The organism is Rhizobium sp. L9 (assembly GCF_002531885.1).
Lineage (GTDB): Bacteria > Pseudomonadota > Alphaproteobacteria > Rhizobiales > Rhizobiaceae > Rhizobium.
Window position 1 is genome coordinate 271,306 of sequence record NZ_NWSZ01000002.1, and the last position, 12,949, is coordinate 284,254.

Below are 12,949 nucleotides of genomic sequence, written 5' to 3' on the forward strand. Positions count from 1 at the left end.
TTTCGCACTTCGGGAGGCGGCTCGGTTTGACGGCGAATCTAAAAATTAGTGTCATCTTTTCGTCCTTTAATGGCGCTAGCAGACGGCTTCAGCAGATGCTGGATTCGATGCTGGGCCAAAACCTTCCGGCTGACCAATGGGAACTGATTGCCGTCAACAACAACAGTGAAGACGAAACACAGCAGCTTCTCGACCAATATACGGAGAAGCTTCCAATGGTTGTTGTCAATCATGCCCGGCCAGGAAAATCAGGAGCTATGAACGCCGCTTTGGCGATAGCTCGAGGAGCGTTGATCGTTTTTACGGACGACGATATCGAGGCCGATGCGAGTTGGTTGAGTTCGATTGCGGAGTGCGCAGAGGTGAATCCGGATTACGGCGTCGTCGGCGGTCGCATCCTCCCGAATTGGGAGCATTATCCCCATGGAGATCCGCTGTTGGACTGGATTCCCATGGGATCCACCTTCGCCATAGCCGACCAGGAATCCAGTGGCCCGTGCGACCCGACAAAAATCTGGGGTCCGAACACGACCGTGCGTCGTGAACTGCTCGGCAGCACTATACGGTTCCGCGAGGACATCGGTCCTCTTCCAGGAGGTCTTTTCGCGATGGGAGAGGATACGGAAATTGTCACCCGCCTATCCCGAAACGGCGTGAAGACATATCGGTGCGCTAAGGCCATCGTTCATCATTGGATTCCCGCCTCGAGCGTGACAGAGGCTTGGGTCCAGAAACGTGGGGAACGTCTTGGCTATGGAATGCCTGCGCTCTTCGCCGAGGACATTCCCAAAGGTGTAAGGATCGGCGGGGTGCCCTTGCGGACCTGGATCGAAAGTGCCAACTGGGCGGTTCGGGCGGCGCTTCTTTATCCTTTGCCGCGATCAAAGAAGAGGTTCTGGGCCATTTGGAAGTACTACTACATGCGTGGCTACCGCGCCGGGCTGCGCCGATACGCACCGGCAGGAAATCATTCTGGTCGACTGGTGCAGGAGGTCGTGCGGTGAAATTATCGGTGCTCATCAACAATTTCAATTACGGCCAATATCTGCGTCCCTGCATCGACAGCGTTCTGTCGCAGGCCTATCCTGATTTCGAAGTGATCGTCGTCGACGATGGTTCCACTGATGATTCCCGAGAAATCCTTGCTTCATACGGCGAGCGGATCCTGACCGTATTGAAAGAGAATGGCGGCCAGGCCTCAAGCTTCAATGCCGGTTTTGCGGCCGCAAGCGGCGATATCCTTTTTCTCCTCGATGCCGATGATGCGTTTCTGCCCAGCAAACTCGTGCGCGTCGCCGAGATCTACGACCGCAACGAGATCGACTGGTGCTTCGACCGCGTGACGACCGATGACGGCGACCAGCCTCCGGCGGACCTGCAAGTGACGCTGTTCGACAAGCGGGACACTCTGCGCAGAGGCGGTTTCCCCTCGCTCCCCGTGCCGACTTCAGGCTTGACCTTCCGCCGCGAACTGCTGTCCCAGATCCTGCCGATGTCCGTCGCGAAAGACGTCGTCCTCAGCGACAATTACATCAAGTTTGCGGCCGCCTATCTGGGTCGCGGCGCCATCGTCGAAACACCGCTGACCTTTCAGCGCATTCATGCTTCGAACCGCTATACGGGCACGAGCAGGGCGAAAACACTGCGCCCGCGGATCATGATCGCGACAGGATTGGAACTGGCACGTCGCTATGATGGGCTGCATGCGCTCGGCAAGAGCCTGGTGGCCGGCGGCATCGCCGAAACGACGTCGCTCCTGAAGCTTAGGAGCGAAGCTCGAAGCACCGTGGCAGGTGGTCCGTTTGGTGATGATGCCGTAAACGAAGTGGCCCTGATGGCCGCGCGCAAGCGTTTGGGCGCTATGCTGCGGAGAGGACAGTGATGGACCAGCAAGAGACCTTGGCGCCTTCATCTGATCGGCAAGGCGCGTCGCCGTTGAACATCGCCGTCGGCGTGCTGACCTATCGGCGGCTGGATGGCATCGCCAAGCTGCTCGACGTGATGACACGCCAGACCAAGCATTCGGATCGTCCTTATCATCTGACGATGGTGATCGTCGACAATGATGCCGCTGGCAGCGCAAGAGCCACGGTTGAGGGCTTCGGCCAAACGGGCGCCTATGATCTTATCTATGTCGTCGAACCCAACCAGGGCATACCCTTTGCGCGCAACCGCGCGCTCGATTCGGCCCCTGCCGGCACGGACCTCTTCTGCTTTCTCGACGATGACGAATGGCCCGTCGATGGCTGGCTCGATGCAATGCTGGAGACCCGCGAGAAAAACCGCGCCGATTGCGTCTATGGTCCTGTCCAGCCGGTCTATCCCGAGAATCCACCTGAATACTTCATCAAGGCAAGGGTTTTCGAGCGCAAGATGAACAAGGACGGTCAGCGCATTTCCTATGCGGCTTCGAACAATGTCATGTTCGATTATCCCCTCATCCGCTTATGGAATCTGCGCTTCGAAGAGAAAATGCGCTTCACCGGGGGCACTGACTATCTCTTTTTCAATCAGGCAATTCGCCGCGGCATGCAGGTATTCTGGGCTGACAAGGCACTCGTCTATGATATCGTTCCCGCCAGCCGCATGACCTGGAAGTGGGTGCTGCAGCGACAATACCGACTCGGCAACACTTTCGCCGTCAGCGAGGTCCTGCACGGCGACCTCAAGCGCCGGCTCTATCGCGCGGCCTATGGCGCCACGAGAGTGATCCTTGGGGTGGCCATGCTGCCGGCGATCCTCGTTTCACCCTATTGGGGCATGCGGGCCCTCACCCATGTTTTGCGTGGCGCAGGCATGGTCAACGGGATCCTTGGACATGCCTATCAGGAATACAGACCCAATGCCGCCCTCTGATACTGTTTGCAGGAGCGCTCTCGGATGAGTTTCGGCCCTACTTATGTTCCCAACGGGAACATCAGCTTGACGCGGCAAGCGGCGCGATCGCGACCACGTCATGGCATCGAGAAAGAAACCTTGGTCCGTTGGCTCCTCACGGTCATGCTTTATATCACGCTCTTGCGTGCAACCGGAATGTGGTACGGTTATCCCTCGAACTTCGATGACGGGATATCTGTGGATCCGCTTCCGCAGAAGCTGATGCTCTATTCCCTGATTCCGATGATGGGCGTTTACTTCATCCTGGAGCCAAACCGGTTTCTGTCCTATTTTCGAAGGATTCCGGTTCTCGTCATCGTTGTGGCTGGCTTTTCGCTCATATCCCTCGCTCTGTCGATCAGCTTTGGCGCATCCGCGCGCGGTGTCGCCGCCGTGACGGTGCTGACAATCGCGCCGCTGCTCTACCGACGTCGCTACGGCAGCGTCGAGACATTCAGGCTACTTACAAACTTCGCGATTTTTGCAGCCTTTGCGAACGTCCTGTATACGGTCGCCTTTCCGCGTTTTGCTATCATGGGCGGTTCTTATGCCGGCATGGTCAAAGGGCTTTTTTACCATAAGAACACGATGGGGCAATTTTTTGCGGTCGCGTTCGTCGTCGTGGTTTCCATCGGCTTGCCAGCCGCCAAGCTTCGATATCGGACGTTGCTGCGCTGGACCGCTTTGTTGTTGATGCTTTTGTTGATCGCCGTCTCGCGATCGTCGACGGCCGTCGTCATGTTGGCAATGGGGCTTGCGACACTCGCGGGTCTGAAGATGATGTTCAAGATCGGAAATTCCGGCGTTCGATCGTTCTTTCTGTTCTTTCTCTGTCTTATCCTCGGCTTTGTCGGCGCGTCGGCCTATCTCGGCGCCGCGCAACTGATCGCGGATGCCTTCGGCAAGGATTTGACGTTCTCCGGGCGAACGAACATCTGGGAGCAACTGATTCCGCTTGTCTACGACAAACCGATTTTCGGATATGGTTTCGCTCTGTTTCGACAACCCGAGATCATGGAACAGTTCGTCCGTGTGACGTTTGATGCGAGATCGACGCACAACACCTATCTGGAGCTCGCGCTCAACATTGGCGTGCCCGGGACAATCGCTTGGGTGGCATTCTTGTTCAAACGGCTGGGAGAACGGATAACGACGGTGTCGTCGGGCGCCGCGCTGAACGAAGTTCAGGCGAAGGAAGTCGCAGTCATGCTGATGATCATGATCGGCGCAATGATGGAGGCTGGTTTGATGTTGGCACCGGTAGTGCTTTGGCCGCTTATGGTCGTGTGCTTGCCAAAGGATTCTTCGCCGAGTTCCTTCAGGCGCAAGCCACGAAAACCGACTATGCCGAATTCTGCTCGAAGACTGGCAGTATGAGGACCCGAAATGTAGAGTATCGAAACAATAAACGGCGGTCCGTTTCAATTCGGATCATTTTGGCGCAATTCTCAATACGAGGTCTATCTATGGCTGAGAAAAAGTTGAAGGTCCTCGCCGCCTCCTCCGGCGGCGGTCACTGGGAGCAGCTGATGGCCATGCGCGGCGCATTCGAAGGCTGCGATATCGTCTTTGCAACGACAATCCCGGGACTGCTCGCCAAATACGACATCAAGGATGGACTGGTGCTTCCCGATTGCAGCCGCGACTCGATCACAATGTCCATCCGCTGCTTTTTCAGCGCCTTCTCCATTGTCATCAAACACAGGCCGGACGTTGTCATTTCGACAGGTGCAGCACCTGGGCTTTTCTGCCTGCTTGCCGGCAAGTTGACGGGCAAGCGGACGATCTGGATCGATAGCGTCGCCAATGTGGAGAAACTGTCCCTCTCCGGAAAACTGGCTGGCCATATTGCGACTCTCTGGCTGACGCAATGGCAACATCTTTCGCGGCCGAATGGCCCACATTACGCAGGAGCTGTCCTTTGATCCTTGTCACCGTTGGAACGCAGCTGCCCTTTGATCGCCTCATCAAGGCTGTCGACAGTTTCGCACAAGGATTGACTAGGCCGGTTCTGGCTCAGATCGGCAAGGGCACCTACACGCCACAGAACATGAAATGGATCAAGAACATCGAGCCTGCGGACTTCGATAGGGTCTTCCGCGATGCGACTGTCATCGTCTCTCACGCGGGGATCGGCACCGTCCTCACGGCGAAACGTTTCGGCAAACCGATCATTCTCGTTCCACGGAAGGCGGCTCTTGGCGAGCACCGAAACGATCACCAGCTCGCCACGGTCAGCCAGCTTGTCGGCCGGCCAGGCATCTATGTCGCCCAGAGCGATGACGAACTCAAAGATTATCTCCTCCAGGACCTGGACAGCCCTTCTCATGAAGACGCGTCCGATGCCGGCCGGGCCTCGCTGGTCAGCTTTTTGAAGGGCTATCTCGCGACGGGTTGAACCCCCAACAGGGGCAGATGCCCTTGAGACGAAGAAGATTCATTCGCCGCAATCGCGGCCGGCTATGTACCGGGTCAGTTGGGGCACGATGATTTTGGAAGCTACTTCGGGTCGCGGATGTGCGCCGTCAGGAATTGCGGCGGCCAGATCGTCCGGGGTCAGGCGCTCCCAGTCCGGCCGGTGATCGATGAACTCCAGGCCCCGTTTCAGGGCCTCCGCCTGATGAGCCGAAATATAGCTGTCGACGAAAGGGCGGATCAGCCCGCGCAGTCCTGAAAATGGATTCATCGCCATGACAATGATCCGTGCCCGCGGCAGGCGTTGATGAAGCTGATCGAGAATGTCGGCAATATTCTTTCGGCTTTGCGCCAGGGACACGAACCGATGCAATGTCGAGTCATTGGCGTAGAGCTCGATCAAAATAATATCCGGCTGCTCGGCAACGACCCGGTTCAGCTGGGTCAAAGCCCACGCCGACGTCTCGCCGCTCTTTGCGACGCTCTCGACTTTCACGGATCTCTGCAGGCAGGCAGAAAGCCTTGTTTGGAGGCCGGGCTGCCATCCCCCGCGCGCTGTCAGCGATGTTCCGAAAGCCACTATTTTCAGCGGTGGAAGGTTCTCGGCATCACTCTTTCCAATCATCAAAACCATCACGAGGCAGGCTAAAAGCAGAACCAGACCCGATACCGGTCGCCTCTCGGTCGGCGCCGCTCGCCAAAGCCGCAAACATATCATGACAAAACCATATCTCGGCAAGAGCTATACGTCACCCGGCAGGAGAACCTTGTGGAACGGCTGGCAGGCCCTTGAAGCCAACCTTGCAGCAGGCTTGAGACAATATCATGAAGCACAGATCGTCACGCCCGCTTCAGTGCGCAAATCCGCCTTACATCCAACCGGGGATAGCAGCTGCCTCGACACGCCGCAACGGTGCCGAGGAGCGCCAATCACTCCTCACGAAATACGTGCTGCATCTGATCGGTCAGCGGTTTTGTGAGATAAGAGATGACGGTCCGGTCGCCGATCTTGATAAAGACTTCGGCCGGCATGCCGGGATAGAGCTTTATCGATTTCAGCTTCGCGATACTTTGAGCCTCCGGCTTGACGCGCACAGGATAATAGCTGATCCCCGTCCGCTCATCCTTGACGATATCAGGCGCAATTGAGGTGATCACCGCCTGCACATCGGGCGTCGTGCGCTGATCAAAAGCGCTGAAACGCACATCGACGGATTGGCCGACATGAACCTGATCAATATCGCGGGTGGCGATTTTCGCCTGGACGGTAAGATCGTCATTTTCGGGAACGACGAGCCCCAGCGTCTGACCCGCTTCGATAACGCCATTGACGGTGTGCACCGACAATTCGTGAACGCGGCCGCTGAGCGGCGCGGTGATGTCGAGACGGCGGAGTTGATCGAGCGCAGTGCCGCGGCGCTCCTCATTTTCGGCGATCTGAGCTTCGACATCGGTCAGGTCCTTTGCGATCTCCGAACGACGATCCTCATCCAGCTGAATCGACTGCCGGTCGATTTCGATCGCCTTGCCTTCGGCCTCCGCCTTTGCAGCGATTTCCTGACCGCTGTTACCCTGGAGATCGGCGCGGGCTCGCTTGAGCGTATTCAAACGCTGAAGCGTCACCAGACCCTTCTTGTAGAGAACATCGACGGCTTCGAGCTCCTGTTCGATCAAACCAAGGGAATCGCCGGTGGCGTTGATCTGAACGACCAAGCCTTTGATCTGCTCTCCCAATTGATCCTTGCGCGACGCCAGCTGACTCTTCATTCCAATCAGCGCTGACCTGCGGCTGTCGAACAACTTCCGCTCGCCGTCGAGCAGCTGCTGCGCCGCGGTGCTGGATGTCAGATCGCTGAGGTTTTCGTCGACTTCGAACGACTCGGCGCCGACCCGCTCCGCCTTGAGACGGGCGCGGCGCGCATAAAGCTGAGCAAGCGTGCTCTCGACAATCGACAGCTGTGCTCTTGTCGCCGTTCCATCAAGCCGTATCAAAACCTGTCCGGCCGACACATGCTCGTTTTCAGAGACCAGAAGTTCCGAGACGATACCGCCCGTCAGATGCTGGATCTTCTTGACGTCGCCGTCGACGACAACGACGCCTTCGCCGATGACGGCACTCGAAAGTTCCGTCGTCGCCGCCCATCCGCCGATGCCGCAAACCAACGCAATGGACAGCGCGCCGACGACCGCCACATGGCGATTGAGAGAGCGTTTGGATTCACTAATAACTTTGCTCACGATCTTCCTTCCGGCCTATTCCGCCGCATTGCCGTCGACCACCACCTTAAGCTGAGCCACACGCTCGGCAATGGGGGTGCGCGCTGCCTCGGTCCTGCTGACCCGCGCCAGAACTTCTTCCTTAGGACCGAATGCGATCATCCTGCCCTCCTGCATCATCAGCACGAAGTCGCACACTGCCAGAACGCCGGAACGATGCGCGATGACAACGACGATGCCGCCACGTGCACGCACGCTCATGATCGCAGCACTCAGCGCCCGCTCGCCTTCCTCATCGAGATTGGAATTCGGTTCATCGAGCACGACGAGGAATGGTTCGCCGTAGAGCGCTCTCGCAAGCGCGATACGCTGTCTCTGCCCGGCTGAAAGCGCAGCACCGCCCTCGCCGATTTCGGTCTCGTAACCGTTCGGCAGACGCAGAATGAGGTCGTGAACGCGCGCCGCCCTCGCTGCGGTAACCACCGCTTCCGGCGACATCTCTTTCGCGAAGCGGCAGATATTCTGCGCGACCGTGCCTGAGAAGAGCTCCACATCCTGTGGAAGATAACCGATATGCCGGCCAAGTGCGTCGCCATCCCATTGGTCGAGCGCCGCGCCATCCAGACGAATGGATCCTCTGACCGTCGGCCAGATGCCTATCATCGCCCGCGCCAGCGACGACTTGCCCGAGGCGCTGTAGCCGATGACCCCGAGCGCGCTCCCTGCTCTCAGGCCGAAGCTGATATCGGAGATGACCAACCGCTGGCCGGCCGGCGGTCCGCTGGCGACGCCTTCGACCGTCACCTGCTTGGAAGGTGCGGCCAGCGCGAGAGGGGCTGGAATCTCCGGAATTGTCTTCAGGAGGTTCGCAAGCCGCGCCCAGCTTTGCTGGGCGGAAACGAAACCGCGCCAATTTCCAATCGCCGCCTCTACAGGCGCCAGAGCGCGGGACGTCAGGATGGAACCGGCGATGATAATACCTGAAGAGGCTTGACCTTGAATGACCAGGATCGCGCCTGTTGCCAGAGTTCCCGATTGCAGGGCGATACGGAAAATCTTCGAGAGGGTCGCATAACCATTGCCGACATCCGATGCCTGCCGGGTGATGCTCCGGTATTCGCCGTTTTTGCGATCCCAGATCTCAGCCATCGTGCCCGCCATGCCCATGGCGTGAATGACCTCGGAGTTGCGGATCGAGCTCTGCGCAAATCCGTTGCGCATGTTGGCGGCTTCCGATTGCCGCTTGGAGAGCGTACGCGTGCCCTGGTTGGTCAGGAACGTCAGCATGGCGAGAACGAGCGATCCGCCGATGGCGATATATCCAATAGCCGGATGGAACAAGAAACAGATGACGAGATAGAAAGGGAGCCAGGGCAGATCGAACATTGCCGTCGGGCCCATGCCGGACAGGAACGTTCTTATCTGATCGAAATCCCGCAGGGGCTGAAGCCCGTCGCCGCCAATCTTGACCTTCAGCGGCGCTTTGATCAACGCCCGAAACACCCGCCCATTCACCATCTCGTCAAGCGCACCGGCAACGCGAACGAGCATTCTGCTCCTGAGAACTTCGAACGCGCCCTGGAAAGCATAAAGAGTCAACGCAAGTATTGCCAAGGCGGCCAGCGTCGGTATGCTTTTGCTTGGAATGACTCGATCATAAACCTCAAGCATAAAAAATGAACTTGTGAGGTAGAGGATGTTGATAAGTGCGCTTGCTATGCCAATAAAGATCAGGCCCCCTTTGCATTTCCGCAATGCTTTGGACGGTTCATTGACGTCAGCTGTCGAACTTTGAAACACGAAGCAATCCTCTCTTACCGCATCGCTAACCCGGCGAAGCCGCGGATACACATTGCAGTTGCGGGCTTATCAAGCCCAATCATTGACATGCTGCCTTCGGAGCCGGCACCGGTGCCGCCCCCGCTTGCAGCCTATAACTTAGCTCATGAGTCCCACTGAAAAATGACCGAAAATACAAATTTATCACGAACAATTTCAGAGGCTCTAACATTAACGCTACGATAATCATACCGGCCGAAGCAAGAGATAATCGCAATCCGCCCAATAACGGCTCAAAGCGGCGAACATGTGGCGCACTTATATCGATGTTTACTAGGATGTTAACTATAAATGCAATCTATAGTTAACTTTTATGAGTACCTGTGGAACATTTCCATAATCACCGCGTGACTTCAGCGTCCGCCGATAGCGACGGCCTTCGCGACCCTTGAAAGTTGAAGCATTTCCGCCACGCGCGGGAAACGCTTCGGGATCCGCTGCAGTTTCAAGCCAGCATTTGTGAGACATGACTGCCGTGGAATGCGTCGACGTTGATGGAGACGCTCAAGCTGTCGGTATCGATATGCGAAGCGCCATCGGAGATCTTGTATTGGAAGGTCTCGCTCACTTTTCCGCTCAAACCCGCGATTTTCGCAGCGTCGACCGTGTAGGTGTAATCGCCATCACTCTCAACATGGATGACGCCGTATTTTCCGGTCAGCGTCAGGCCATGCTTGTCAACTGCGCTATCACCGAAGCGGCGAAGCCATACGATGCCGTTGCTCGCGCTGTCGTTTTCCAGCAGATTGCCATGATAACCGCTGCCGGTATCGGCCGAAATCTTCAGGGTGTCATGCACTGCGACAATTTTGGGAATGACTGCATCTGTGGTGGGAGCAGGTGTTACCGTGGTCGTCGGCGGAGGCATCACTTCAGGCTCGGCGACAGCCGGCGAGGTGTTGTCGCCCGTGCCGCCTGCAGCGCTGTCCAACTCTGCCTGCGCCTGCTCGAGGGTTTTGTTCTCTCCGATGGAGAACGTATTTTGGGCGGCAATTGTCGCCGGCATCGTGAGCGTCGGTACATCGCTGTCGATGATATTGTTGTAGAAGGAGCCTGATGCCGGTTTGTCCACTTTCAATGCGGACGAGGAAAGTTCGTCGAAGACGTTGTCGTGGACAGTGATATTCTCGCGAATATAGCCAGGGTTGCCGACGGCGCTGACCAAAACGCCGTAGACGCCGTCATGCAGATAGTTTCCGCTGATATCGTAGTTCTTCGCATCGCCTTGGTCACCGAGACCGATACCGTAAGACCAGCTATAGCCGCCATATCCTGAGATATCATTGTCGTGGATGGCGATATTCGTACCCGCCTGCGCGCTCAGTCCAAAGCCGCCACCGAGCAGAGTGTTGCCCTCGACCACGGCATTGGTCGCCCGGATCAGCACCAGAACACCCTTGGCGCTATTCGTGGCCGTCTGCTCAAGGTGGTTGTCCGCGACCAATATATTGCTGCTGTCGTTGAGCTGGATCGCGTCTGCGGCGCTGCCCAGACTGTTGGTGACGGTATTGTTGATGAGCGTGACGCCGTTGACTTTATCCATCCAGATCCCGTCGGAATGCACGCCGGTCAGCGTACTGTTCTCGATGGTGATGTTCTGGCTGCTCTGGAAGCTGACCGAACCAGGTTTACCGGACAGGCCGGTATTCGACACTTCGACATTGCGCACGGTCCAGTTTGAAACATTGCCGGCATAGATCGCGTTGGCGCCAGTATCGGCGATCTTGATGTTCTCGATGATGATGTTCGAAGCCTTGGAGCCGTGGATCCCGTCATTGCTGCTGTGAATGATAGGCGCGTCACCGATGCCATAGCTGCCTATGGTGATCGGAGCGTTGACAGTCCCGGAATATCTCAGATCGAACTGTTCGTTAAAGACGCTTCCGGCCGCAAGCAACACGCTGTCGCCGGGGTTCAGCTTCAAGGCTTCCACGGCGGATAACGTCGCGAATGCCGAACTCTCGCTGGTCCCGCTGTTATTGTTGGATCCTGTCGCCGAATTCACATAATAGACAGTCATGCGTGATCTCCCTCGATGTTAGGAGATCTTTTAATGGCGGACCTCTATCCGCCTGCTAAAATGAAACACTAAAATGCGTTCTATCTCGCGATATTCTTGAGAAGGTGATCATTAATATTTGCTGATGACAAACATTTGCTGCAATGCAAAACACTTCTCGAGCAAAATGTGGTTGTATATTTAAACAAGACAACAACCACCGCGAACTCGCCTATCGGAGATAAAGGCCTTCGCAGGCAACAAAACGAAGGCTAATTTCACGCAGAACAACTACTCGCCGCCACCTAGCGCAAAAGCGCTTGTTTGCGTTGAGTACCCACAACAGGTACGCATGAATAACAAAAGGCACAGATCTGATAGATGATCAGAAGGGATTATAATTGGTGTTTCTACCTTTTTCATATTTCTGTCGTACGCCACGGGCCTCACGACGGATAAATAAACTTTGCCTGAGAAGAAATCAGCGTTATAACGGGCAACAACCATAATAAATTATTATTAACGCATAATCTTCAACTATTTCATCCTCTTATGCACATTCTACGTGTGCAATTATTAGAGAACGCACCTATAAATGATTAATTTTTGTTAAGCATATGCTTGACTATTTCTATTAAGCTATCCTTAATCGGGCCGCTCGTTGAAGTTCAAACATGACCAGCGAACGTTATTTCAAGGAGAGACCCCGATGGCTATTCACGCAACAGACGATTCTGCGACATTCCTGGAAACCGACGTTATCTCAGGAAATCTGCTGACCAATGATACATCTGATGGCAATCTATTCTTGCGCGCTTTTGATCACCAGAGTGTAGGCGCCAAGCAACCCGGCCAGATTACCGAAATTCACGGCGATTATGGTACTTTCTACGTCAAGGCGGACGGCAGCTATACCTATGTGCTGAGTGATGCCGCGAAGATCGGCTTCATCAACGGCGAAACGCTTCAGGAGAAAGTCTCCTACAAGATCTCCGACGGGGCCGGCCACACCGATTTCGGACTGTTCACCCTCAATATTCAGGGCGTCACGCAGGTTAAGCCGATCGCAGTGGACGATCATTACAGCTTCAGCGAAGGCGATTCCATCGGCGGCAACGTTCTGGACAATGATATTGCCGGCGACAATGGTCACCTCTTCCTCCGACAATTTGACGGCACGAACGTCGACGCCAAGAGCGGCGCCGTAACCGATGTACTCGGTACTTATGGCACCTTTCATGTCCAGGCGAACGGCGAATTCAGCTATGAGCTGACGTCCGATATCGCCCCGGGCGACCATGTCACCGAAACCGTTCAATACTACAAGATTTCCGACGGCGAAGGTCACACCGATGTCGGCATTCTGACGCTCAACATTACGGGCACGGATGTCGTCTCCGGCCCCGTCGTCTGATCGACGACAAGCATCGCAGCCCGTTTCCTATGCAAACGGGGTGCCAATAAAAGGTCCCGTCACACAAGCGGCGGGCCTTGTTACATGGGGAGAGCGCAAGATAGCGCATCGGTGCGAAAATCGGAATTCGGAAAGCACGATGGTAGATTCATGGTGTCAGGGCGTCCGTGCGAAAGGACGCACGGCGC

General features: G+C 56.1%; 11 protein-coding genes. 7 read left to right on the forward strand and 4 right to left on the reverse strand.

Going from position 1 to position 12,949, the window contains the following annotated elements; all coding sequences use genetic code 11:
• The first annotated feature begins 26 nt into the window (after nt 1-26).
• The 6 genes from CO660_RS01800 (at nt 27) to CO660_RS01825 (ending at nt 5,275) form a co-directional block, all read left to right on the forward strand.
• On the forward strand, nt 27-1,004 hold the full coding sequence (locus tag CO660_RS01800; protein WP_097597099.1) for a glycosyltransferase family 2 protein: 978 nt from the start codon (nt 27-29) through the stop codon (nt 1,002-1,004).
• Entirely contained in the window at nt 1,001-1,882 is an 882-nt protein-coding gene (locus tag CO660_RS01805; protein ID WP_097597100.1) for a glycosyltransferase family 2 protein, read from the forward strand. The genes CO660_RS01800 and CO660_RS01805 overlap by 4 nt, the downstream gene beginning before the upstream one ends.
• On the forward strand, nt 1,882-2,856 hold the full coding sequence (locus tag CO660_RS01810) for a glycosyltransferase family A protein (RefSeq protein ID WP_097597101.1): 975 nt from the start codon (nt 1,882-1,884) through the stop codon (nt 2,854-2,856). Before CO660_RS01805 ends, CO660_RS01810 begins: the two co-directional genes overlap by 1 nt.
• A gap of 24 nt (nt 2,857-2,880) precedes the next feature.
• The gene (locus CO660_RS01815; RefSeq protein ID WP_097597102.1) at nt 2,881-4,254 is read left to right on the forward strand and encodes an O-antigen ligase family protein; all 1,374 of its coding nucleotides are present in this window, start codon (nt 2,881-2,883) and stop codon (nt 4,252-4,254) included.
• Nucleotides 4,255-4,343: 89 nt separating this feature from the next.
• A complete protein-coding gene (locus CO660_RS01820; protein ID WP_097597103.1) occupies nt 4,344-4,802 on the forward strand; it encodes a glucuronosyltransferase in 459 nt (152 codons plus the stop codon).
• Nucleotides 4,799-5,275: a glycosyltransferase gene (locus tag CO660_RS01825; protein ID WP_097597104.1), complete on the forward strand. Its 477-nt coding sequence runs from the start codon at nt 4,799-4,801 to the stop codon at nt 5,273-5,275. Before CO660_RS01820 ends, CO660_RS01825 begins: the two co-directional genes overlap by 4 nt.
• 39 nt (nt 5,276-5,314) lie before the next feature.
• Here CO660_RS01825 and CO660_RS01830 read toward each other — a convergent pair whose 3' ends face one another.
• The 4 genes from CO660_RS01830 to CO660_RS01845 all read right to left on the reverse strand — a co-directional run bounded on the left by CO660_RS01830 (nt 5,315) and on the right by CO660_RS01845 (nt 11,368).
• The gene (locus CO660_RS01830; protein ID WP_097597105.1) at nt 5,315-6,010 is read right to left on the reverse strand and encodes an SGNH/GDSL hydrolase family protein; all 696 of its coding nucleotides are present in this window, start codon (nt 6,008-6,010) and stop codon (nt 5,315-5,317) included.
• A 212-nt stretch (nt 6,011-6,222) separates the two neighbouring features.
• Nucleotides 6,223-7,530 carry an HlyD family type I secretion periplasmic adaptor subunit gene (locus CO660_RS01835; protein WP_085779117.1) on the reverse strand — a complete coding sequence of 436 codons (1,308 nt, stop codon included), beginning with the start codon at nt 7,528-7,530 and terminating at the stop codon, nt 6,223-6,225.
• A 15-nt stretch (nt 7,531-7,545) separates the two neighbouring features.
• A complete protein-coding gene (locus CO660_RS01840) occupies nt 7,546-9,309 on the reverse strand; it encodes a type I secretion system permease/ATPase (protein WP_097597106.1) in 1,764 nt (587 codons plus the stop codon).
• 484 nt (nt 9,310-9,793) lie between these two features.
• Entirely contained in the window at nt 9,794-11,368 is a 1,575-nt protein-coding gene (locus CO660_RS01845; protein ID WP_097597107.1) for a right-handed parallel beta-helix repeat-containing protein, read from the reverse strand.
• A 688-nt stretch (nt 11,369-12,056) separates the two neighbouring features.
• On the opposite strand from CO660_RS01845, the gene CO660_RS01850 reads away from it, so the two are divergent.
• On the forward strand, nt 12,057-12,761 hold the full coding sequence (locus tag CO660_RS01850; RefSeq protein WP_097597108.1) for an Ig-like domain-containing protein: 705 nt from the start codon (nt 12,057-12,059) through the stop codon (nt 12,759-12,761).
• Nucleotides 12,762-12,949: the final 188 nt, after the last annotated feature.

Coding starts and splice junctions, on each gene's coding strand:
- CO660_RS01845 (WP_097597107.1), bottom strand. CDS start 11,368: ATGACTGTCTATTATGTGAATTCGGCGACAGGATCCAACAATAACAGC.
- CO660_RS01830 (WP_097597105.1), bottom strand. CDS start 6,010: ATGATATGTTTGCGGCTTTGGCGAGCGGCGCCGACCGAGAGGCGACCG.
- CO660_RS01850 (WP_097597108.1), top strand. CDS start 12,057: ATGGCTATTCACGCAACAGACGATTCTGCGACATTCCTGGAAACCGAC.
- CO660_RS01815 (WP_097597102.1), top strand. CDS start 2,881: ATGAGTTTCGGCCCTACTTATGTTCCCAACGGGAACATCAGCTTGACG.
- CO660_RS01820 (WP_097597103.1), top strand. CDS start 4,344: ATGGCTGAGAAAAAGTTGAAGGTCCTCGCCGCCTCCTCCGGCGGCGGT.
- CO660_RS01810 (WP_097597101.1), top strand. CDS start 1,882: ATGGACCAGCAAGAGACCTTGGCGCCTTCATCTGATCGGCAAGGCGCG.